The sequence below is a fragment of the Halomonas korlensis genome (genome assembly GCF_900116705.1).
GTDB classification, from domain to species: Bacteria; Pseudomonadota; Gammaproteobacteria; order Pseudomonadales; family Halomonadaceae; genus Halomonas; species Halomonas korlensis.
Genome location: NZ_FPBP01000008.1, coordinates 82,829 through 104,206 on the forward strand (window position 1 = coordinate 82,829; position 21,378 = coordinate 104,206).

The 21,378-nt window shown below is 65.7% G+C and carries 19 protein-coding genes; 4 read left to right on the forward strand and 15 right to left on the reverse strand.

Annotated elements, in window-relative coordinates; translation table 11 throughout:
* Positions 1–7: 7 nt before the first annotated feature.
* From BM341_RS11740 to BM341_RS11765, 6 genes are all read right to left on the reverse strand, one after another.
* Positions 8–1,393 (reverse strand): aldehyde dehydrogenase family protein, encoded by a 1,386-nt coding sequence (locus tag BM341_RS11740; RefSeq protein ID WP_089796146.1) that lies wholly within the window; start codon positions 1,391–1,393, stop codon positions 8–10.
* 10 nt (positions 1,394–1,403) lie between these two features.
* Positions 1,404–2,783 (reverse strand): glutamine synthetase family protein, encoded by a 1,380-nt coding sequence (locus tag BM341_RS11745; RefSeq protein WP_089796148.1) that lies wholly within the window; start codon positions 2,781–2,783, stop codon positions 1,404–1,406.
* 102 nt (positions 2,784–2,885) lie between these two features.
* Positions 2,886–3,947 (reverse strand): TRAP transporter substrate-binding protein, encoded by a 1,062-nt coding sequence (locus BM341_RS11750; protein ID WP_089796150.1) that lies wholly within the window; start codon positions 3,945–3,947, stop codon positions 2,886–2,888.
* A 110-nt stretch (positions 3,948–4,057) separates the two neighbouring features.
* A complete protein-coding gene (locus BM341_RS11755) occupies positions 4,058–5,380 on the reverse strand; it encodes a TRAP transporter large permease (protein ID WP_089796152.1) in 1,323 nt (440 codons plus the stop codon).
* Complete coding sequence (locus BM341_RS11760; protein ID WP_089796340.1) at positions 5,377–5,889, reverse strand: TRAP transporter small permease subunit; 513 nt, start codon at positions 5,887–5,889, stop codon at positions 5,377–5,379. Before BM341_RS11760 ends, BM341_RS11755 begins: the two co-directional genes overlap by 4 nt.
* Positions 5,890–6,072: 183 nt before the next feature.
* Positions 6,073–7,032 carry a LysR family transcriptional regulator gene (locus tag BM341_RS11765; protein ID WP_089796154.1) on the reverse strand — a complete coding sequence of 320 codons (960 nt, stop codon included), beginning with the start codon at positions 7,030–7,032 and terminating at the stop codon, positions 6,073–6,075.
* A 160-nt stretch (positions 7,033–7,192) separates the two neighbouring features.
* Here BM341_RS11765 and BM341_RS11770 point away from each other — a divergent pair, with 160 nt between their 5' ends.
* Positions 7,193–8,008 carry a TraX family protein gene (locus BM341_RS11770; RefSeq protein ID WP_089796157.1) on the forward strand — a complete coding sequence of 272 codons (816 nt, stop codon included), beginning with the start codon at positions 7,193–7,195 and terminating at the stop codon, positions 8,006–8,008.
* Positions 8,009–8,141: 133 nt separating this feature from the next.
* Positions 8,142–10,160: a PhoX family protein gene (locus tag BM341_RS11775; protein WP_089796342.1), complete on the forward strand. Its 2,019-nt coding sequence runs from the start codon at positions 8,142–8,144 to the stop codon at positions 10,158–10,160.
* A gap of 39 nt (positions 10,161–10,199) precedes the next feature.
* Here the strand turns inward: BM341_RS11775 and BM341_RS11780 are convergent, their stop codons facing one another.
* The 5 genes from BM341_RS11780 to purE all read right to left on the reverse strand — a co-directional run bounded on the left by BM341_RS11780 (position 10,200) and on the right by purE (position 14,924).
* Positions 10,200–11,402, reverse strand: a complete 1,203-nt coding sequence (locus BM341_RS11780; protein WP_217646226.1) for a cation:proton antiporter — start codon at positions 11,400–11,402, stop codon at positions 10,200–10,202.
* 67 nt (positions 11,403–11,469) lie between these two features.
* Entirely contained in the window at positions 11,470–11,823 is a 354-nt protein-coding gene (locus BM341_RS11785; RefSeq protein WP_089796159.1) for a cytochrome b5 domain-containing protein, read from the reverse strand.
* The gene (locus BM341_RS11790; protein ID WP_089796161.1) at positions 11,820–13,112 is read right to left on the reverse strand and encodes a ferredoxin reductase family protein; all 1,293 of its coding nucleotides are present in this window, start codon (positions 13,110–13,112) and stop codon (positions 11,820–11,822) included. Before BM341_RS11790 ends, BM341_RS11785 begins: the two co-directional genes overlap by 4 nt.
* Before the next feature lie 168 nt (positions 13,113–13,280).
* On the reverse strand, positions 13,281–14,393 hold the full coding sequence (locus BM341_RS11795; RefSeq protein WP_089796163.1) for a 5-(carboxyamino)imidazole ribonucleotide synthase: 1,113 nt from the start codon (positions 14,391–14,393) through the stop codon (positions 13,281–13,283).
* A 24-nt stretch (positions 14,394–14,417) separates the two neighbouring features.
* The gene (purE, locus tag BM341_RS11800) at positions 14,418–14,924 is read right to left on the reverse strand and encodes a 5-(carboxyamino)imidazole ribonucleotide mutase (protein ID WP_089796165.1); all 507 of its coding nucleotides are present in this window, start codon (positions 14,922–14,924) and stop codon (positions 14,418–14,420) included.
* Between the two features lie 250 nt (positions 14,925–15,174).
* On the opposite strand from purE, the gene BM341_RS11805 reads away from it, so the two are divergent.
* A complete protein-coding gene (locus BM341_RS11805; protein ID WP_089796167.1) occupies positions 15,175–15,651 on the forward strand; it encodes a prolipoprotein diacylglyceryl transferase in 477 nt (158 codons plus the stop codon).
* 71 nt (positions 15,652–15,722) lie between these two features.
* On the opposite strand, the gene BM341_RS11810 is transcribed toward BM341_RS11805, so the two are convergent.
* The 4 genes from BM341_RS11810 to lhgO all read right to left on the reverse strand — a co-directional run bounded on the left by BM341_RS11810 (position 15,723) and on the right by lhgO (position 20,642).
* Entirely contained in the window at positions 15,723–17,729 is a 2,007-nt protein-coding gene (locus BM341_RS11810) for a TRAP transporter permease (protein WP_089796169.1), read from the reverse strand.
* A gap of 25 nt (positions 17,730–17,754) precedes the next feature.
* Positions 17,755–18,273 carry a DUF1850 domain-containing protein gene (locus tag BM341_RS11815; RefSeq protein WP_089796172.1) on the reverse strand — a complete coding sequence of 173 codons (519 nt, stop codon included), beginning with the start codon at positions 18,271–18,273 and terminating at the stop codon, positions 17,755–17,757.
* A 6-nt stretch (positions 18,274–18,279) separates the two neighbouring features.
* Positions 18,280–19,239 carry a TAXI family TRAP transporter solute-binding subunit gene (locus tag BM341_RS11820; RefSeq protein WP_089796174.1) on the reverse strand — a complete coding sequence of 320 codons (960 nt, stop codon included), beginning with the start codon at positions 19,237–19,239 and terminating at the stop codon, positions 18,280–18,282.
* Between the two features lie 206 nt (positions 19,240–19,445).
* Complete coding sequence (gene lhgO, locus BM341_RS11825; RefSeq protein ID WP_089796176.1) at positions 19,446–20,642, reverse strand: L-2-hydroxyglutarate oxidase; 1,197 nt, start codon at positions 20,640–20,642, stop codon at positions 19,446–19,448.
* 224 nt (positions 20,643–20,866) lie between these two features.
* On the opposite strand from lhgO, the gene BM341_RS19660 reads away from it, so the two are divergent.
* On the forward strand, positions 20,867–21,145 hold the full coding sequence (locus BM341_RS19660; RefSeq protein WP_089796178.1) for an XRE family transcriptional regulator: 279 nt from the start codon (positions 20,867–20,869) through the stop codon (positions 21,143–21,145).
* The last annotated feature ends 233 nt before the right edge of the window (positions 21,146–21,378 follow it).

Below are 21,378 nucleotides of genomic sequence, written 5' to 3' on the forward strand. Positions count from 1 at the left end.
TCCGCCGTCAGGCATGCTTGAGATGGAAGGACTTGGGCCGCGTCAGGGTCTCGTAGCCGAGCCGCGACAGCGAACAACCGCGCCCCGACTGCTTGACGCCGGTCCAGGCCAGTTCGGGGTCGAGATAATCGCAGCGGTTGGTGAAAACCGTCCCGGCCTCGAGCCGCTTGGCGATGGCCTCGCCAGCCGCCCGGTCGCGCGTGAACACCGCCGCCGTCAGGCCGAAGTCGCTGTCGTTCATCAGCGCCACGGCCTCCTCGTCGTCGGCCACCGGCATGATGCCGACCACCGGGCCGAAACTCTCCTCGGACATTACCCGCATCGAGTGATCGACCCCCGTCAACAGCTGGGGCGCGAGATAGGCGCTACCCGGCGTGGAGAGCGGATAGTCGCCGGGGTCGATCCAGGCCTTGGCGCCGGCCGCGACCGCGTCTTCGATCTGGCCGCGCACGAAGTCCGCCGCGGCCGGCTTGACCAGCGGGCCAAGGGTGGTCGTGGGGTCGGTGGGGTTGCCGAGCCTGAGCTGGCGCGCCCAGGTCACCGCGCGAGCGACAAAGGCGTCGAGGATGTCCTGATGAACGTAGATTCGCTCAATCCCGCAGCAGCTCTGGCCGGAGTTGAAGAAGGCGCCGTCCATCACGCCCGCCACGGCTTCGTCGAGGTCGACATCGGCACGAATATAGGCGGGGTCCTTGCCGCCGAGTTCCAGCCCGGTGGCGATGAAGCGCCCGGCGGCATTACGCTCGACCCGCTCGCCACCGGCCACCGAACCGGTGAAGGAGACGTGGTGGATTCGCGGGTCACGGATCAAGGCCTCGGTATCCTCATGCGAGAGATGCAGGTACTGGAAGACGCCCTCGGGCAGACCCGCCTCGTCGAAGGCTTCCTGCAGGCGCTCGGCGCACAGCGGTGTCTGCGCCGAGTGTTTCAGGATCACCGTATTGCCGGCCATGATCGCCGGGACCAGCGCATTCACGGCGGTCATGAAGGGGAAGTTCCAGGGCGCGACGATCAGCGACACACCCAGCGGCTCGCGGGTAATGTAGCGGGTGAAGCCGGGCTTGTCGGCCAGGCGCAGCGGGGCCAGCGCCTCCTCGGCCAGGGCGACCATGGTGCGCGCGCGCTCCTCGAAGCCGCTGATCTCGCCGCCCGCCACCGCAATGGGGCGCCCCATCTGCCAGGTCAGTTCCTCGGCCAGTGCATCGCGGCGCGCCACGATCGCCTCGACCATGCGCAGGCAGAAGCGTGCGCGCTCCGCCAACGCCGTCTCGCGCCAGGCGCGCTGCGCCGCCACCGCCCGCGTCAGCGCCGCCTCGATGGCTTCGGCGTCGGCCTGTTCCCGCTCCACGTAGACCGACCCGTCCACCGGAGAGATCGTTTTCTGTATGGCCATGGTCGTTTCCTCAGATGATCTCGAAATATCGGTCTAACTCCCAATCCGTGATGTGTCGCCGGAACTGTCTCTCTTCCCACTCGCGGGTCGCCGCGAAGTGATCAACGAAGGCGTCCCCGAACAGCTCGCGCGCGGGCCCCGAGGCCTTGAGTCGCTGGGCGGCGTCCCAGAGCGTGCGTGGCAGCGCCTGATGCTCGGGGTGCTCGAGGGCGTAGGCATTGCCTTCGATCGGCGCCTCCGGCTCCAGCCGGTGTTCGATCCCGTAGAGCCCCGAGGCGATGGCCGCCGCCATGGCCAGGTAGGGGTTGGCGTCGGCGCTGCCCAGACGGTACTCGACACGCTGCGACTTGGCGCTGCCCGGGATCACCCGCAGCGCCGTGGTACGATTCTCGATGCCCCAGGTGGCATCGGTGGGCGCCCAGAAACCGGGGATCAGCCGGGTGTAGCTGTTGATGGTGGGCGCGAACATCGCCAGCAGCTCCGGCATCAGCTGTTGCTGGCCGGCCACGAAGTGACGCTGCAGGTCGCTCATCCCGTGGGGCTTGTCGGCAGCGAAGAACGCCGACTCGCCGCTGTCGGTATGGTTCAGCGACAGATGGATATGGCCGCTCTGGCCGGGATAGTCCGGCGACCACTTGGCCATGAAGGTGGCCATCAGGCCGCGACGCTGCGCCCATACCTTGGTGAAGGACTTGAACAGCACGCCCTTGTCGGCGGCGGCCAGGGCCTCGTCCACGCCGATGGCCGCCTCGAGCACACCGGGGCCGGTCTCGGTGTGCAGCCCCTCGATGGGAAAATCCATCGCCTCGGCAAGCGCCAGCAGGTCGTGATAGAGCTCGCCATGCACCGAGCTTCTCAGCATTGAATAACCCATCATGTCCGGCGTCAGCGGCTTGAGGTGGCGAAAGCCCTTCTTGCGGATCGATTCGGGAGTTTCCTGAAAGACGAAGAACTCGTACTCCAGGGCGGCGCGAGCCGTGAAGCCCATCGTCTCGGCCCGGGCCAGCACCCGTCTCAGCAGGCCTCGCGGGCAGATCGCCTCGGCGGGACCCTCAAACTCGGCGAGAAACAGCAGCATGTCGCCCTCGGCCGGCACATCACGGCAGCTTGCCGGCAGGATGCGCAGCGTGGCATCCGGGTAGCCAGTGTGCCATCCGGTGTAGCTGACGTTGTCGTAGAGTTCGTCCTTACTGTCCCAGCCCAGCACCACGTTGCAGAAGGCGAAGCCCTCCTCGAGAGCGTGGAAAAACTTGTCACGGTGCATGTACTTGCCGAGCATCACGCCGTCGATGTCGACCATCCCCACCTTGACGTGGCTGAGCCCGCGCTCCTCGACGATGCATCGCGCGTCCTCGTGGCTCTGGACCTTTCTTGCCTGCAATCGGCTCATGGCACCTCCTTATCCGGCTTATCCGGCCAGGTTCGCGACACCGCCGCCATGGCGGCGGCAACCCGGGGCGGGCGGCTGTTGCCGCGCCGCCCGTCAACCGGCTCAGGAATAGCGGTAGGGAGGCCCGGCATCCTGCATGGTCTGGCGGTAGTTCTTGAGGATCTGCACCAGCTTGGCGCTGCGCTCGCTCTCCTGGGCGATCTCGTCCCAGAACGACAGCGCCTCGTCCTCGATGGTCTGCCACTCCTCCTCAGGGATCGAGGTCAGTTCCAGCTTGCCGCCGGTGGTGCGGTAGTGCGCCTCGCCCCACCAGTACCAGTGCTGGCGGTAGTAGTGGGAGCTGTCCATGCAGAGGCGGAACAGCGTCTTCAAGTGCTCGGGCAGCTCCTCCCAGCGCTCGGTGTTGGCGAAGTAGGAGCCCGACCAGGCGCCGGAGATGTTGTTGGTCAGGTAGTAGTTGCTGACATCCGCCCAGCCGACCGTATAGGCCTCGGTAATCCCCGCCCAGGCGATGCCGTCGAGCTCGCGGGTCTGCATGGCGACCTCGATGTCCTCCCAGGGCAGCGTCACCGGCACCACGCCGAATCGCTCGAGGAAACGCCCCGCCGTCGGGAAGGTGAAGACTCGCTTGCCCTCCAGGTCCTTGATGCTGCGGATCGGATCACGGGTGACGAAGTTGCAGGGGTCCCAGGAGCCCGATCCCAGCCAGGTCACGCCCTCGACCTCGCCGTAGGCCTCCTCCCAGATCTCCTTGAGCCCGTAATGATGGAAGAGTGCCGGCACGTCGAGGCTGTAGCGCGAGGCGAAGGGAAAGTAGCCGCCGAACACCGAGACGTCCACCGGCGCGTTGATGGAGTCGTCATCGCTCTGCACGGCATCGATGGTGCCGCGCTGCATGGCGCGAAACAGCTCGCCGGTGGGCACCAGCTGGTCGGCGTAGTAGAGCTCGATCTCCATCTCGCCGTTGGCCGCCTTGTTGAAGGCATCGATGGAGGGCTTGATGACATGCTCGGCGAGCGCCGGGCCGGCGTAGGTCTGCAGGCGCCAGCGGATGGGGCCCGACTGAGCATGCACGTAGGGCGCGCCGACGCTGGCGGCCCCGACCGTGGCGGCGGTGGCCACCCCGGCCTTCTTGAGAAAATCGCGGCGATTGCGGTTGGTCATGATCTCGACTCCTGCGGTTGTGGTTGTTGTGCAGCCAGGCAGGTCGTCTCTCGTCCTGCCATCTCCGTGAAGACGCTAGGCGTCCCGATGGATTCGTATGCGTGTCGTGGTCAATACCCTCGATAGAGCTCCGGCAGCCAGAGCGCCAGTTGCGGGAAGGCGGTGATCAGCGCCAGCCCCACCAGCATGATGCCGACGAACGGCCAGACGCTGCGGTAGATATCGCCCAGCGAGATCTCCGGCGGCGCCATGGCGCGCATCAGGAACAGGTTGTAGCCGAAGGGCGGCGTCATGTAGGCGATCTGCACGGTGATGGTGTAGAGCACCCCGTACCAGATCGGGTCGAACCCCAGGCTGATCACCAGCGGCACATAGAGCGGCGCGACGATCACCAGCATGGCGGTGTCGTCGAGAAACATGCCCAGCAGGATGTATGAGAGCTGCATCATCACAAGTATCTGCCAGGGCGTCATGCCGATACGATCGAGGAAGACGTCCTCGATGGCGCGCACCGCCCCCAGGCCATCGAAGACCGCGCCGAAACACAGCGCGGCGAGGATGATCCACATGAACATGCAGCTGATGCCCAGCGTCTGGCGCAGCGTGCTCTCGATCACCGCCATGTTCAGCCGGCCCTTGGCCAGCGCCGCCAGGGTCGCCGACAGCGCCCCCACCGCCGAGCTCTCCACCAGGCTGGTCACGCCCATCAGGAAGAGCCCGGTCATGAAGAAGAAGATCAGCAGCGGCAGCAGGCCGGCGCGCAGCAGCTTGAGCTTTTCGGCCATCGACATGTTGCGCTCCTCGGGCGGCAGCGTCGGCCCCAGGTGCGGCTGGAAGTGGCAGCGAATGACGATATAGAGCACGAACAGCCCGGCCAGGATCAACCCGGGGATGGCCCCCGCCAGCCACAGCTGGCTGACCGGCTGGCGGGCGATCATGCCGTAGAGCACCAGCACCACGCTGGGCGGCACCAGGATGCCCAGCGAACTGCCGGCCTGGATCACCCCGGTGACCATGATCTTGTCGTAACCGCGACGCAGCAGCTCCGGCAGGGCGATGGTGGCGCCGATCGCCATGCCCGCCACGCTCAGGCCGTTCATCGCCGACACCACCACCATCAGGCCGATGGTGCCGACTGCCAAGCCACCCTTGAGCGAGCCCATCCAGACGTGAAACATCTCGTAGAGCTCGCCGGCGATGCCCGACTCCGAGAGCATGTAGCCCATGTAGATGAACAGCGGCAGGGTCAACAGCGGGTACCAGTTCATCAGCTGGATCGCCGCGGTGAAGGGCATCTCCACGCCGCCCGTGCCCCACAGCAGCAGCGCCGATGCGGCCCCGACGAAGCCGATGACCCCGAACACCCGCTGCCCGGTGAGCAGCAACAGCATCATGGTCGAGAACATCAGCAGGGCTATCGTCTGGTAGGTCATTCGATGACCACCCCGCGGATCCGGGCGATGTCCTTGAAGAAGGTCGAGAGGCACTGCAGCAGCATCAACAGGACGCCGGTGGTCATGATGATCTTGATCGGCGCCAGCGGTGGCCCCCAGGTGGTGTAGCTGGTCTCGTCGTAGCGCAGCGCATAGCCGGTGCTGGAGATCCCGCCGAACAGCAGCGCGCCCAGAAACACGAACAGCAGCAGCATGGTCATCACGTCGACCAGCGCCCGGGTACGGTCGGACCAGCGCGTATAGAAGAGATCCATGCGCACGTGGGAATCCATCTGCAGGGAATAGGCGCCACCCAGCAGGTAATAGGCCGCCATGAGAAACTGGGAGACTTCGATGCCCCAGACCAGCGGGCTGTTGAACAGGCTGCGCGAGAGCGAGCCGTAGAGCAGCACCCCCATCATCACGAAGATCAACAGCATGACCAGGCGCCCCACCTTGCGGTTGAAGGCATCCACCCAGCGTACGTAGCAGACGATGACTTTCGGCATGATGTTGTGATTGTCCATTGGCCGACGTTATTCACAAGCTATTTGAAGTCTTGGCAGTCCATCGGCATTGCCGCAAGAAGCATCAGTATTGATGACGCTTTAACTATCGACAAAACCGATAGTGCACGCCAACGAGGCAGGCAACGGAAGGCTCGCGCCATGGGAGGGCAGGACTTGCCGGTATCAGCCGCCAAGACGCAAGGTATCGGCCAGCCAGGGCAGTTCGCGGGTAATCTCGGCGACGAAACGACGCTCCAGCAGGCGGCGGCTGTCGGCGGCCAACCGTGCCGGCAGGTCACCGAGCTCGTCGCGGCGCGCGACCAGGGTCAGCTGACGGGCCAGCGGTTCGGTGGGCAACGGCGCCACCTTGACGCGCAGGCCGGGCAAGCCGGCCTGGTAGAGGCACAGCGGCGTGGTGATCGCCCAGCCCACCCCCGCGCTGACCAGTCGCAACAACGCGAAGGTGTTGTCCAGGTGCAGGCGCGCCGGCAGCTCCAGCCGGCTCAGCCGCAGGTGTCGCTCGATTGCCTGACCGATCAGCGACTGGGGGGTATAGCGCATGAAATCGAGCTGGCGGGCCAGCCAGCGCATATTGTCCAGCGGGCCGGCGAAGCCCTCCGGCACCACCAGCACGAAAGGCTCGCCCAGCACGCCGTGGCGCTCCAGGCCGTCGTAGTTCTCCAGGCGATCATCGGAAATGATGATATCCACGTGGCGGGTAAGCAGCGCATGGCCATGCATGTGCGAGAGTCCGGTGGTCAGGGTGTAGTCGCGGGTGTGACGGCGGATGACCTCGATCAGCGGCTGGCCGACGGCGGTGGCCAGCGAGTCGACCAGCGCCACGCGCACCTGATGCAGATGCCCACCCTCCCCCGAGAGCAGCTCGCGGCGCGTGGCCCGGGCCTCCTCGAGCATCCTCCTGGCCCGGTCGTGGAACAGGCGCCCGGCGCTGGTGGGCTCCAGCGGCCGACTATGGCGCTTGAAGAGGGCGACGCCCAGCGCATGCTCGAGATTCGCCAGGCTCTGCGATACCGACGACTGCTTGAGCCCGAGCCGCCGGGCGGCGGCACTCTGGCTGCCCTGCTCGAGGGTTTCGACGAAGATCTCCATGCTGCGCAGGTCGAACCCGAAACCGTTTCGCATTCTTCCTTCCTGTCTGTTGTTATTCTTCTTTGGGAGCGTGGCGTTTGCGGCCGAACGCAGCGGTTCCTCGGGTTCATGGCTATGTCGCTCAGGCGCGACAGGGAACTTAAGCCAATGTCTGCCGGTCGACCCCTTCCGTCAATGTCTCAATGAGGTTCCGATGACCGATGTGGCACCCGCCCGTGCCGGGGTTGACCGCACGCGCCCTTCCTCTGCCTGGACCGGCTGGGGACAGTGGCTCGCCCTGATTACCATGACCACGGACCACCTGAGCCGTTATCTGCTGCCAGCTAGCTGGGAAATGGGCTGGGCCGGCTCTTCGATCGGCCGTATCGCCTTTCCGCTGTTCGCCGCCATGGTCGCCTGGCACGGGCTCTTCAATACTCGAAACCCGCTGCGCTACGCCCGCCGCATCCTGGTCATCGGTCTGGTCGCCCAGTTGCCCTACATGTTGATGCCGCGCGCCTCCGATGCACTCATCCTTAACATCTGCTTCACGCTGTCGTTGGGGCTGACGGGAGGCAGTTGGCTGCAGGGCCTGCCGACGCGGATTGCCACCGGCACGCTCGGCCAGGGACGCCTGGTCGCCGAGGTCGCGGCGGCACTGGGCCTCTGGTGGCTGGCTGGGTTCTGGGTCGAGTACGAACATTATGGGCTGCTGCTGATTCCGTTGTACATGCTGGCCATGCAGCGCCTGCATCTGGCCGGCGAGTCACTGCCCGAGCGGCTACAGGCCGCGGCACTGGCCCTTCCCGTGCTGGTCGTTGCCGGTCTGATGAACAGCTCCGACATGGCCAAGTCATTCACCGTCGCCACTTGCCTGGCCATGCTGTTGCTGGCTGCCGGCGCCCACAAGGCCATGCCCGCCGTACCCACCGCGATGCCACGCCGACTGTGGCTCGCCTGGTACCCCGCTCACTTCGTCGCGATCGCGCTCTGGCTATGGGTTGACGGGAGGTTGGCGGCCGGCGTGTGATCCCGTTGCGCGCCAGGCCGTCGTTAGCAACGGCCTGGCCGTCATCGAAACGCCTTCGTTCGTTCACAGCGCTGCAACCTGGCCTGCCCAGTCTGGAATGCCATGACACTCCTCTCTCCAGCGAGGCATGACCATGACCCAGCATCAGCATCCCGGGCACGTCGACCCGGTCCTCGCCGCCGGCGATGAACCCCTGAGCAACCCTTCTACCAACGATACCTTCGGCGATGTTCTCGATGCGCGCATCAGTCGTCGCGGCCTGCTACGCGGCAGCTTGGCCGCAGCGGTGGCCGGTGCCATGGCCACTGCCCTGCCCTTCGGCTCGGTCCTGGCGGGGCAGGTCGCTCCGTCACGGCTTCTCGGCTTCAAGGCGGTACCGACCAGTGTCGGCGACGACGTCGTGGTGCCCGATGGCTACCGGGTGCAGAACTTGATCCCCTGGGGGACCCCGATTACCGGCGATTACCCGGCCTTCGCCCCTGACGGCAGTGGCGAGGCGCAGGGCCAGCAGGTGGGCAGCCATCATGACGGCATGCACTTCTTCCCCCTCGACGGCAGCGCCGGCGACGGCCTGCTGGTGCTCAACCACGAGTACGTCGAGCCGCGCTTTCTGCACGGCGCAGCTGCGGGCCTGGCGCTCGACTCAAGCGGCTTTCCCTGCCAGCAGGATGGGTCCCGCGACACCGACCAGGTACTCAAGGAGCTCAACGCTCATGGGATCTCCATCGTGCGAATCCGCCGGGGCGATGCGGGGCAGTGGCAGGTCGTACGCGACGAGCGCAACCGCCGGGTGACCGCTCTCACCCCCGTTCGCCTGGCCGGCCCGGTAGCAAGCACCGAACACGTACAGACGCGTTACAGCCCCGACGGCACCATGACCCGCGGCACCCTCAGCAACTGCGCAAGCGGTGCCACGCCATGGCAGACCTACCTGGCCGCCGAGGAGAACTGGGCTGGCTACTTTGCCAATCAGGACACCGAGATCGACCGCCGCCAGGCGCGCTATGGCATCGCCACACGCGATACCAGTCGCTATCAATGGCATCGCGCCGTGGGCGGCGCCGACGCGTTCGTGCGCTTCGATGCCAGCGCCCGGGGCGCCTCGGCGCGGGATGACTACCGTAATGAGCCCCATGCCTTCGGCTGGATGGTCGAGATCGACCCCATGGATCCCGCCTCCGTGCCGGTCAAGCGTACCCACCTGGGACGTTTCGCCCACGAGGGGGTGGTCTTCGCTCCCGCCGTGGAGGGCGAGCCGGTGGTCTGCTATTCCGGTGACGATGCTGCCTTCGAGTACATCTACAAGTTCGTCTCGCGCCGGCCCTACCACGCCGCCAGCGCCGATGGGTCGCTGCTCGACGAAGGCACCCTGTATGTGGCCCGCTTCCACGGCGATGGCGAGGGCGAATGGCTGGCCCTGGCGCCTGGCCGCAACGGCCTGACCGCGGAGAACGGCTTTGCTGATCTCGCTGACATCCTGGTCAATACCCGGAGTGCCGCCGACGCCGTTGGGGCCACCAGGATGGATCGCCCCGAGTGGGGCGCCGTGGACCCCCACACTGGCCGGGTCTATTTCACCCTGACCAAGAACCCGCAACGCGAAATCGAAGAGGTGAATGCTGCCAATCCGCGTCCAGGCAACGACCTGGGCCACATCATCTGCTGGCAAGAGGATGGCACCCACGCCGCCGAGCGCTTCACCTGGGACCTGTTCGTGCTGGCCGGCGACCAGCACGGCAGCCGTGATCCAAACGGAGAGCCGCTGGACCAGGACGCCATCCTCGCCAACCCCGACGGACTCTGGATCGACCCCGACCGCCGCGTCTGGATCCAGACCGACATCAGTGAGTCGACACTCAATACCGGTATCCACGAGGTGTTCGGCAACAACCAGATGCTGGCTGCCGACCCGGAAACCGGCGAGATTCGACGCTTCCTCACCGGCCCCGTGGGTCAGGAGATCACTGGTATTGCCATCACGCCGGACCAGCGCAGCATGTTCGTCAATATCCAGCACCCCGGGGCCACCACCACCGCCGAGGCCTTCGCCGAGGGGCGCCTTGCCAGCCACTGGCCGGAGTGGAACAACGCCATTCCACGCTCGGCCACTCTGGTGATCACCCGCGAGGACGGTGGCATCATCGGTGCTTGACCCAGGCCGTCCACAACCATCGAGGCTCCGCAAGGACCGTCAGCCGAGCACCCGCCTGACCAGCAGCGGCCCGAGAACTTCGAAGACCACGGTCGAGGCCACCACCGCCGAGAGCAGCACCGGGCCGTGCTCGGGAAAACGTTCGGCAGCGAGCAACGCCATACCCATCGCGACCCCCGCTTGGGGGGTCAGCGCCAGACCGAGGTTCCCCGGCAGCTCGGCCTGGCGCTCCCGGGCGAGGCGAACGCCGAGCATGCCGCCTAGATAGCGCCCCGCCAGGCGCAGCAGGATGTAGGCCAGGGTCAGGCCGAGCGCCTCGTCCAGGTGGTAGAGGTCGATGCTGGCGCCCGAGAGCACGAAGAAAAACACCAGGAAGGGCCACTCGATATGCTCTATCTCGTTGAACGAGCGGGTGTGGTGGCTAGAGAGATTGGCCACCAGGGCCCCAGCGAGCATGGCGGCCAGCAGCGACGAGACCCCCAGCCAGGCGGAGCTCCCGGCCAGCAGCAGGATCAGCGCAATGGCCTCGACCTGGGTCGGCTCCCCCGGGCGCAGCCGGCCGGTCAGCCAGGCAGCCGGCAGCCCGATCGCGGCTCCCAGCAGTATTGCCCCGCCCAACTCCCAGGTCGCATGCAGCAGTGCCATTCCCCCATCGCCCGACAGCCACCAGCCGAGCAGCGCCATGGCCAGGCCAAAGGCCAGGATGCCCCAACCGTCGTCGATCGCGACGATTCCCAGTAGTAGTCGGGCGCGCAGCCGGCTGTCGCCGCTCTCATGGATCGTTTCGCTGACCGCCGCCGGGTCGGTGGCCACGGAGATGGCGGCCAGCGACACCGCCACCGCCAGCGGGAATCCCAGCGCCAGCAGGCCGAGGCCGACGGACAGCACCCCGGCCAGGATCACCGACAGCGAGACGATCAGGATCAGCGAGCCGGTGCTGCGCAGACGATCCAGCGTCAGCTCGCCGCCGAGCAGGAAGGCCACCATCACCAGTGCCACCTGGATCAGCGGCTCGGCCACGCCATCCAGCGGCCGCGCATCGGGCTGGCTCAGGCCCCATTGCTGGATGACCGCCACCCCGACGCCCACCAGCACTAGCAGCGAGATGCGCGGCAGGCGAGTTCGGCTGGCTACCACGTCGGCGAGGATACTCGTGGAGAGGATCACCCCCAGCATCACCAGGCTGGCCGCGGCAAAACTCGGCTCGACGGGCAGCCAGGAGAGTGTGTCGGGGAGAGTCACCTTGACGTTTCCTCATCGGTCTGGGGCCTGGCGTAAAGCCCCCAGCCAAGCATGGGGACGCAACCGCCTAGTCGACCAGCCGCCCTACCCGGAAGCGCTCCAGCATGCCCTCGGCGAAGCTGCTGTGGGGCCGGCCGGGGCGCTTGTTGTCCCAGGCCTCGCTGGCATCACGGCCGCACCACTCGAGCATCACCGCCGCGGGAGTCGGATGGTCGGCGATGAAACCGGTGACGTCATAGACCGTACCGTGGATGGCCTTCCAGCAGCTCTCGGCGCTATCGTGCCGGGCCAGCTCCTCACGGGTGATGCCCTCAGGGTCGCTGGGGACGACCGCATCCGGCGAGGAAAGTGCATTGACCGAGACCAGGGTCAGCACGCTGGAAAGGAAAGCGATGAAGGCAGTGTAGGCAACGGTATTCACAGGAAATCGAGAACCTCGCTATGGATGCGTGAGCGCGGCACTCCCTGGCCGGTGAGCAGCCGCATCAGATGAGCGTTCATGGCCGGCGGGCCACAGAGGTGTATCTCCCGCTCGGCGAAGCCGGGGCAGTGCTCGACGAGGAAGGCCACATCAAGGGCTCCCCTCTCAAGATAGTCGTGCACCACCACCGAGAAACCCGCCAGCCGCTCGGCGATCGACTCAAGCTCGTCCAGGTAGTAGGCCCGCTCCCGACGGTTGGTCAGGTAGATCAGTAACACCTGCGCTGCCACCACCCCGCGGGCCACCAAATCGCGGGCGCCGCCGACGAAGGGCGTGATGCCGATGCCCCCGCCAAGCCAGAGCCGGTGGCGCCCCGATGGATGACGACCATAGAAGTCACCGTAGGGGCCCTCGACCCGCGCTATCGAGCCCGGCGTCACTGTCTGCAGGGCGTGGCTGGCATCGCCCAGATCCTTGATGCCGATGCGCAGGCGGTCATCGGCCGGGGCCGAGGTAATGGTATAGGGATGCTCCTCGCCGCGACCGGCCGCCAGCGTCTTGTCCAACGGGGTCAGGTAGAGGAATTGCCCGGGCTCGTGGACCAGCCGTCGCCCCTGCGGGGCGAGCACCAGTTCCACCACCCCGCGGGCCAGAGGCTCCACCGCCTCGATGCGGTAGGCCAGCCGCGCCTGGCGCGAACCCAACTTGCGCCAGGCGATAGCCGCGAGGCCAGCCATCCCCAGCAGCCACCAGGGCCAGGTCTCCCCCGCCAGCGGCAGGGCGTGAGCCAGGGCCAGCAGTAGGGCAACGGCTGACACTAGGTGAAGACGCTTCCAGGCCTGGTAGCGGGGCCGGCCGAAGAAGCCGAACGTGGGGGCGAGGAAGAGCACCATCGCCAGCCATGCCAGCCAGCCGAGCCAGATGACACCCCGAGAAAACGGCGGGAAGAGCACCTCCACCGCCACCGGCAGCCCCAGTGGCACCGCCGCCAGCGCCAGCGCCAGAGCGTGGACCATTAGCAGCACGAAGGCGCCAAAGCCCAGCCCGTGGTGCAACCGCCAGAGCCGGGCCAGCCCCCCGAAGGGACGATCCCAACCCGGCACCCGGATGCTGATCGCCGCCGCCAGCAGCAACATGGCGAGCCCCAGGATCCCCGTGACGCGGCCGGTCCAGGCCAGCCAGTCGCCGGCTTCGTTGGCGGGCCAGCCCAGCCGTGGCAGGGCTACCACCAGCGGCAGCAGCACGGCCGCCGCCAAGGCAAGATCGCCCGCCCTCGGATGGTATCGCATCTCCTCTCCCCTGCACCGTGATCCCCTCACTTTGTTGCCCTGCCAGTACCGGGATCAATGAAAAGCGTCACGAGTCAACGCTTCCTTGATCCCGGTCAGATGGGGCCCGGAAACGCCGAAGGCCCCGAACATGCGGGGCCTTCGGCATTCAGGGGGGACGAGCCGTTTCTACTCGAAGCTGAAGCGCGGCGCCGGGGCGTCGGGCAACAGGGCCGCGCAGGCGCGTACCTTCCCCAGCAGCTCGCCGTGGGTTGGCGCCAACAGATTGACGTGGCCCAGCTTGCGCCCGGCCCGCTCGCTCTTGTCGTAGCGATGCAGGTGGGCGTCCTCGATGGCGAGTATCTGCGCGGGGTCGCCCTCGCGGCCGATCACGTTGACCATGCAGGTGGGCATGCGCGCCGAGGTATCGCCCAGCGGTAACCCTTGGATGGCACGCAGGTGGTTCTCGAACTGGCTGGTCACCGCGCCGTCGATCGACCAGTGGCCCGAGTTGTGTACGCGGGGCGCCATCTCGTTGGCCAGCAGGCTGCCATCGGCGCACTGGAAGAGCTCCAGGGTCAGCACGCCCACGTAGTCGAGCTCGTCGAGCAGGGCACGGATGTAGCCATCCGCGATCTGCTCGACCCCCTCGTCCAGGTCCGGCAGGGGCGCGATGGAGTAGCGCAGGATGCCGTCCACGTGCTGGTTCTCGGCCATCGGATAGAAAACCACCTCGCCGTCACGACCGCGCACGGCGATGATCGACACCTCGCGCACGAAGTCGACAAAGGCCTCCACGACCAGCCGCGGGTGGTTGATCGCGCGCCAGGCGTCATGGGCCTCGCCGGGGTCCTTGAGCACCGCCTGGCCCTTGCCGTCATAGCCCTCAGTGACCGACTTGGCCACCACCGGGCAGCCCAGCTCGCGGGCCGCGGCCTCCAGCTCGTCGGCATGCTCCACCAAGCGGTAGGCCGGAGTGGGGATGCCCAGGCGGTCGAACAGCGCCTTCTCCTCGGCACGGTTCTGGCAGACACGGATCGCCTCGCTGGAGGGATAGACCGGCCTGACCTCCTCAATGGCCTGCACCAGCGAGACCGGCAGGTGCTCGAACTCGTAAGTGACGAGATCCACCTTATCCAGGAAGGCCTCGAGGTGCTTCCTGTCGGTATCGATGATCACATCACCGATGCCGGCGCTGGGGTGGCCGGTGGTGTCGAGGAAGGTAAAGCGGTTGGCCAGGGGATAGCCGGCGAGTGCCAGCATGCGGCCAAGCTGGCCGGCACCCAGGATGCCAATGTTCATGTCGTCTCTCCTGTCGCTCGGCTATCACTCGCCCCGGGGGTCGGGATTGTCGAGTACCTTGCGGGTCTGCTCGGCGCGAAAGGCGTCGACCGCGGCACGCACCCCGGCATCCTGCAGCGCAATGATCTGGGCGGCCAGCAGGCCGGCGTTAGTCGCCCCGGGTTTGCCGATGGCGAGCGTGCCCACGGCGATCCCCCCGGGCATCTGGGCGATCGAGAGCAGGGAGTCGAGTCCCTTGAGCGACTTGGACTCCACTGGCACGCCAAGCACCGGCAGCGGCGTCTGGGATGCCACCATACCCGGTAGATGGGCCGCCCCGCCGGCCCCGGCGATGATCACCTGCAGGCCCCGCCCGGCGGCGCCCTTGGCGTAATCGAAAAGCAGGTCCGGCGTGCGATGAGCGGAGACCACGCGTGTCTCGAAGGCCACGCCCAATTGCTCGAGCATCGCCACAGCATGTTCCATGACCGGCCAATCGGATTTTGACCCCATGATCACGCCAACCCGTGGCGCCTGGTGCGACGACTGCATGGACAACTCTCCCGATGATGATGTCGCGACACGCAACGACGGCCCGACAACACAAGCATAGCCGCCCGAAAACCGCGCAGCATACCGCCTCCCGCGGGCCGTGGAAAGCCTCACTGCCTGTCGCTGTCGTTGTCAGGCGACAACGCTTGCACCCTTGTTGCGCCCTCTCGGGACGACTATCCCTTAGTCTTGGGCAATGAAACGTCGCTCGTGAATCCTCACGAGCCTTATCCCGGGAAGGAGACACAACATGACGCGTTCCATGATTCTGATCGCTGCACTCGCCAGTACCCTGGCGCTGGCCGGCTGTGACAACGCCGACGAAGAGACAATAGACACCACCGACCAGGCCACCGAGACCACGGCCGACGAGGCCACGGCCGACGAGGCCGGCGACTTCGAGGCCGGGGCGCCGGAGGACGAGGCGGCGGCCGACGACGAAGGGGCCGCGGACGAAGGGGCCGCGGACGAGGACCTCCAGGGCTCCCAGGAATCCATGCTGGAAGAAGAGGCCGAAGCGGGCACCGACTCCTCCGATACCGCTCTTGAGGCCGAGAACGAGGCTGAGAACGAGGCCGACACCGCCATCGAGGCCAATGCCGAGGCCACGGAGACCGACGAGATGCCCGAAGAAGGCGACGCCATGGACGCGGAGGACGAGCCCATGACAGACGACGCGGAAGCATCCACGGAAACGACCGAAGACAGCGGCGACGACGAGCAGTAAGGGCTCGGACAGCCTGACCTCGAAGCCCAGCAGGCCATGCCCGCTGGGCTTCTTCTGCTCGAGGACCGCACTCAGCCGGCAGTCTGCGCCTGGCGCCGGCTGGCCAACCAGTTGCCGGCTAGTGCTAGAGCCATCACCGCCGCCCCCACGATCTCGACCATCAGGTTGGGGTAGAACACCGCCACGATCGCCGGCAGCAGCACCAGGCGTATCGGCGCCGACATCCGGGTGAACAGGTACCCTTCGAGTGAGGCGGCGAACGCCCCCAGCGCCAGGAAGCCGGTCAACACGGTCCAGGCCACCAGCGGCACCGGCCCGCCCATGATCAGCTCCGGGTTGTAGACCATGAACAGCGGGATCAGATAGAGCCCCTTGGCGAACTTCCAGGCCTGGAAGCCGGTTTCCATGGGCTTGCTGCCGGCGATCGCCGCCCCGGCGAAGGCGGCCAGCGCAATAGGCGGCGTGACGTTGGAGTCCTGCGAGTACCAGAACACCACCAGGTGGGCGATCAGCAGCGGCACCCCGAACTCGGCCGTCAGGGCCGGGCCCACCAGCACGATCAGCACGATATAGCTCGCGGTCACCGGTAGGCCCATGCCCAGTACCAGGCTTGCCAGCAGCACCATCACCAGCGCGAGCAGCAGGTTGCCACCGGAAAACGCCATCATCATCGAGGAGAACTTCAGCCCCAGACCTGTCAGGCCCACCACCCCAACGATGATGCCGGCCACGGCGCAGGCCATCGAGACCGCCACGGCATTGCGCGCGCCCAGCTCCAGCGCCTCCACCAGCTTGATCAGGCCGTTGCGCACGACCACGCGCAACGAATCGGCGGTAACCGACTGCCCTTCACGAGGCGCCATGAAGAAGAACCACACCGCAAAGCGCAGCACCGCCACGGCGAGCATGGTGAGAATTGCGTAGAAGCCCACCCGTGTCGGCGAGATGCTCATCGCCAGCAACCACACCAGGACCGCCAGCGGCAGCAGGAAGTGCCAGCCCGAGCGCATCACATCGCGCATCTGCGGCAGCTCCGAGCGTGCCATGCCCTGCATGCCCTCCTTGAGCGCGATGATATGCACGAACAGGTAGACGGTGGAGAAGTACATCATCGCGGGCACGATGCTGACCTTGACCACGTCGAGATAGGGCATGCGCGTGTATTCGGCGATAAGGAAGGCACCGGCGCCCATCAGCGGCGGCATGATCTGTCCGCCGGTGGAGGCCGCCGCCTCGATACCGCCGGCCTGATGGGGCTTGTAGCCCAGGCGCTTCATCAGGGGGATGGTGAAGGCTCCGGTGGTCACTACGTTGGCGATGGCGCTGCCCGAGATCGAGCCCATGCCGGCGGAGGCGATGACCGCCGCCTTGGCCGGCCCCCCGCGCTGACGGCCGGTGGCGGCATAGGCCAGCTCGATGAAGAACTTGCCGGCCCCGGTGATTTCCAGGAAGGCGCCGAACAGCACGAAGATGAAGATATAGGTCGCTGCGACCCCCAGTGGTAAACCGAAGATCCCCTCCTGCCCGAGATAAAGCTGGCCCACCAGGCGATCGAGATTGTAGCCGCGATGCTCGAGTATCCCCGGCAGGAACTGGCCCAGCCAGGGCAGATCGCCGCGCGGTCCGGCCAACGCATAAAGAAGCGCTACTACCCCGATGATCGTCATCCCCAGCCCCACCGAGCGGCGGGCGGCCTCAAGCACGGTCACCGTGGCGATCATGCCGACCATGATATCGGTCTCGTTCCAGAAGCCGGCACGATTGATGATCTCGTCGAGAAAGAGCACCAGATAACCGCCGGTGATCAACGCACCGACGAAGAACGCCAGGTCGATCAGGCCGCTGATCGGGCCGCGGGCCCGGTGGGGCCCTAGCAGAGGATACATCAGGAAAGCCAGCATCATGATCAGCATCAAGTGAATGCTGCGCTGGTAGAAAAGGCCCAGCGGCTGGATGCCGGCGGAGTAGAGCTGGAACAGCGACAGCCCTACCGCCAGCAGGGTGATCAACCACAACACCGGGCGAGGATGCTTCGCCTGGCTGCCGGGAATGACGGGGGAGACTCCCGAATCGCTCATCTTGGTTTTCTCGCAGGGTTGTCATTTAATCGGATGAGGAGGAAGGGACTGCCAGGCGAATGGTCACGCGTCGATCGGCTGCCAGTGCGCTCAGACTGACACGCGAGCTATCGGTGACCAGGCGGTGATCGACGTTCATCGACCCGACCCGCAGCCGATAGGCATTGCCCGGTACAGGCTCGTCGATGTCCTCGATCCAGTAGCCGCCCTCGCCGTCGGAGACCTGGCGGCCGCGCCCGGGGATATGATCGAGCCCGGCGGCGAAGTCCGGCATATGGCTACGCTGCAATACCATCCGGCCGTCGCGATGACGATAGCAGTCTAGTACCGCGAAGCCCGCCACGGAATGGTTCCACTCCAGGCACCAGCCGGCGCCTTTCGGCATGGGGATCGCCAGCAGGCGCTCGCCCTGGACGTCAAGCACTTCGAGAACGGTCGCGTCATCGGCCTCGAGCGGTGCCGCGGGGACGCTGCCCAGCAGTCCTGCAAAAAACAGCAGGGCGGGCAGCAAGGCCCGCCCTGACGTGAGGCGTAGTAAAGTCATACCGCCTCAGGGACGAAGGTGGTCGGGAATCTCCGCCTCGACCTCCTCGAAGTAGCGGATCGCACCGGGGTGCAGCGGCACCGGAGTGGATTCCATGGTGAACTCCACGGTGGTGTCATTGGCCGCCGGGTGCACGTCGATCAGCTCATCGGTGCGCTCGAACAACAGTTGGGTCAACTGGTAGGCCAGCTCCTCGTCCATGTCGGCGTTGACCACCAGGACGTTGGGTATGCCGATGGTCTGGACATCCTCGTCCATGCCCTCGTAGAGGCCCTCTTCCAAGGTATAGGGCGCGAACACCGACTCCTCTTCCCGGGCGTTCTCGACCTCCTCGTCGGAAAGGCCGATCAGGCGGATGTCGCGGGTGGTGGCCAGGTTCATGATCGAACTGGTGGGCGGCCCGACACTCCAGAAGCCGGCATCAATGTCGCCGTCGCGGATCGCGTCGGCGGTCTCGTTGAAGTTCAGGCGCTGGGGCTCGAAGTCGTCGTAGGTGATGCCGTTGGCTTCGAGCAGGGCTTGGACGTTGAGCTCGGTACCGCTGCCGGGAGCGCCCACGGAGACCCGCTTGCCTTCCAGGTCGGAAAGCGACTCGATGTCAGAATCGGCCAGGGTGACCAGCTGCACGGCGTTGGGATAAACCGAGGCCAGGGCACGTGTGTTCTCGACCTGGCGACCTTCAAAATCCCCGCTGCCCTCATAGGCCTGATAAGCGGTGTCGGCCAGCACCAGAGCCAGGTCGGCGTCGCCGCGCATGATCAGGCCCATGTTCTCCACCGAGGCACCGGTAACTTCAGCGGTGGCCTCATAGCCTTCAATGTGCTTGTTGATCATCTCTGCCAGACCGCCGCCGATCGGGTAGTAGACCCCGCCGGTGCCGCCGGTGGCGATAGAGATCTGCTGGGCAGCGGCCAACGGGGCCGTGACCAGCAGTGAGGCGGCAACAGCATATTTCAGAGTTCGCATGGCATTCCTCCGGTCCTGGGAACCAGGTTTGTTGTGTGGTGTGGAGACGCTTCCTTGCAAGAGAGTGATCGAGCGCCTACAGGTGAAACTAGCACGGTCGCTGCGTGAGAGACCAATCGAGCAATTTCTACGTTTTGAATGATATTCGCCAATCCGCGCATGGTCGACTGCCGCCATGCCCGGCTCGCATGCCCGGCCCGGACGGCCTATTCCTCGACCAGCGCCTTGACCTTTTCGACGATGTGCGCGCCGATGGGAATCGCCGAGGTCGCCGCCGGGGACGGTGCGTTACCCACGTTCACCGTGCGCGGCGTATTGACGAACAGGAAGTCGTCCACCAGTTTGCCGTCGCGCGACACCGCCTGGGCACGCACCCCCGCCGGATAGGGCTCGAGGTCATCGAGTTGCAGGCTCGGGCAATACTTGCGCACCAGCTCCAGGTAACTCTTGCGTGACAGCGAATGGCGCATCTCGGCGAGCCCGGGGCGCAGGTTCTTGCCCAGCACCTTGAGGATACCCGGGTTGGTGAACATCCGGGACATGTCGAGCAGCGACACATCGCGCTTGCGATAGCCCTCGCGCTTGAGCGCCAGCACCGCATTGGGACCCACGGTGACCGAACCATCGATCATTCGCGTCAGATGCACCCCGAGAAACGGCATGGAAGGATCGGGAATCGGGTAGATGAGATGGTTGACGATACGATTGTGGCGCTCTGGCAACCGGTAATATTCGCCCCGAAACGGGCAGATGGTGAACCCGGGTTTCTGGCCAAGCATGTGTATCACCCGATCGGCCATCAGCCCCGAACAGGTGACCAGATAGCGGCTGCTCACCTCACCCTGCGAGGTCGTCACCAACACTTCCTGACGGCGCTCCTCCAGTGCCGTGACCGACCACTCGTAGCGGATCTCGCCGCCCATGCGCTCGAATTCGGCGGCCATGGCGCGGGTGACCTCGGCGTAATCGACGATACCGCTGGAGGGCACCAGGATGCCGCCGATGCCGACGATGTTGGGCTCGCGTTCGCGCAGGGCACCGGCCGACAGCCACTCGCGCTCCAGGCCGTTGGCCGCCGTGCGTTCCCACAACGCCTCCATGCGTTGCATTTCCTCGTCATCCGTTGCCACCAGCAGCTTGCCGCAGATGTCGTAGGGAATCTTGTGGGTATCGCAGAACTCACGGGTGGCCCGGTTGCCGGCCAGGCAGAATCGCGCCTTGAGGCTACCCGGGGCGTAGTACACGCCGGCATGTATCACGCCGCTGTTGTGGCCGGACTGGTGCCTGGCGGGGCCCGACTCCTTTTCCAGCAGCAGCATGCGGCGGTCCGGGTAGGCCTGCTTGAGCTGCATGGCGGTGGACATGCCAAGGATCCCGCCGCCGATGATGATGAAGTCGTACATGACTTGCCCCGCAGTCGGTGAACGATTGCCACGCCGGCATCAGCGTGACCGTCAAGAAACTCTTCACAGCGTTAGAGTACGCCACCGACAGCATACGCGAAGGGCGGCAGTTCAACGTCACGCTGATGGCATCTACCATGACGTAAAACATCATCAAATTGCCACTGGAAAACCCGCGCTAAAGTGACCATGATGTCGGTGTCGCAATCGTTCACTGGAGCCACATGAACACGGCACGTCACACCGCACACGCGGAATGCCTCGATCCTCCGCGAAGCAGCCCTGACCTCGACGTCAGGGACCTGGAACAACGTACACGCCTCATGCGTATCGTCACTCGGCTGATCGCCGTCTCGGATCTCGGCAGCAGGGAGATCGCCCGCCGCGCCGGGTTGCCAATGCAGAAGATCAGCGACCTGCTCTCGGGCCGGCTCGAACACCTCTCCGTCGACGAGCTACGCCTCGTCTACCGCAGCATCGAATCGCAGCTTACTCCACCCTAGCGCGCCAGCCGATCGTTCGAACAACAAACGCCCTGCCGGTCTTCCGGCGGGGCGTTTTTTTTACCTGCCTGATATCCCGAGACCCCTAGGCACCTCAACGACTTGCCGAAACATTAAGCGAGAATTAAGAGCTTGCTAACGTTCTCTTGATCAATGTCAAGCGCCTAGGCCTTGGTCGCAGGTAGCCTCCCGGTATCGCCTTGACCCCAACATGCGGAACATTCCCGCTCAAC

Bases quoted from the DNA above. Each gene is read 5' to 3' on its own strand.
- BM341_RS11815 (WP_089796172.1), bottom strand. From the start codon at position 18,273: ATGACTTTACTACGCCTCACGTCAGGGCGGGCCTTGCTGCCCGCCCTG.
- BM341_RS11740 (WP_089796146.1), bottom strand. From the start codon at position 1,393: ATGGCCATACAGAAAACGATCTCTCCGGTGGACGGGTCGGTCTACGTG.
- lhgO (WP_089796176.1), bottom strand. From the start codon at position 20,642: ATGTACGACTTCATCATCATCGGCGGCGGGATCCTTGGCATGTCCACC.
- BM341_RS11775 (WP_089796342.1), top strand. From the start codon at position 8,142: ATGACCCAGCATCAGCATCCCGGGCACGTCGACCCGGTCCTCGCCGCC.
- BM341_RS11820 (WP_089796174.1), bottom strand. From the start codon at position 19,239: ATGCGAACTCTGAAATATGCTGTTGCCGCCTCACTGCTGGTCACGGCC.
- BM341_RS11805 (WP_089796167.1), top strand. From the start codon at position 15,175: ATGACGCGTTCCATGATTCTGATCGCTGCACTCGCCAGTACCCTGGCG.
- BM341_RS11750 (WP_089796150.1), bottom strand. From the start codon at position 3,947: ATGACCAACCGCAATCGCCGCGATTTTCTCAAGAAGGCCGGGGTGGCC.
- BM341_RS11770 (WP_089796157.1), top strand. From the start codon at position 7,193: ATGACCGATGTGGCACCCGCCCGTGCCGGGGTTGACCGCACGCGCCCT.
- BM341_RS11795 (WP_089796163.1), bottom strand. From the start codon at position 14,393: ATGAACATTGGCATCCTGGGTGCCGGCCAGCTTGGCCGCATGCTGGCA.
- BM341_RS11755 (WP_089796152.1), bottom strand. From the start codon at position 5,380: ATGACCTACCAGACGATAGCCCTGCTGATGTTCTCGACCATGATGCTG.
- BM341_RS11765 (WP_089796154.1), bottom strand. From the start codon at position 7,032: ATGCGAAACGGTTTCGGGTTCGACCTGCGCAGCATGGAGATCTTCGTC.
- purE (WP_089796165.1), bottom strand. From the start codon at position 14,924: ATGCAGTCGTCGCACCAGGCGCCACGGGTTGGCGTGATCATGGGGTCA.
- BM341_RS19660 (WP_089796178.1), top strand. From the start codon at position 20,867: ATGAACACGGCACGTCACACCGCACACGCGGAATGCCTCGATCCTCCG.
- BM341_RS11760 (WP_089796340.1), bottom strand. From the start codon at position 5,889: ATGCCGAAAGTCATCGTCTGCTACGTACGCTGGGTGGATGCCTTCAAC.
- BM341_RS11810 (WP_089796169.1), bottom strand. From the start codon at position 17,729: ATGAGCGATTCGGGAGTCTCCCCCGTCATTCCCGGCAGCCAGGCGAAG.
- BM341_RS11745 (WP_089796148.1), bottom strand. From the start codon at position 2,783: ATGAGCCGATTGCAGGCAAGAAAGGTCCAGAGCCACGAGGACGCGCGA.
- BM341_RS11790 (WP_089796161.1), bottom strand. From the start codon at position 13,112: ATGCGATACCATCCGAGGGCGGGCGATCTTGCCTTGGCGGCGGCCGTG.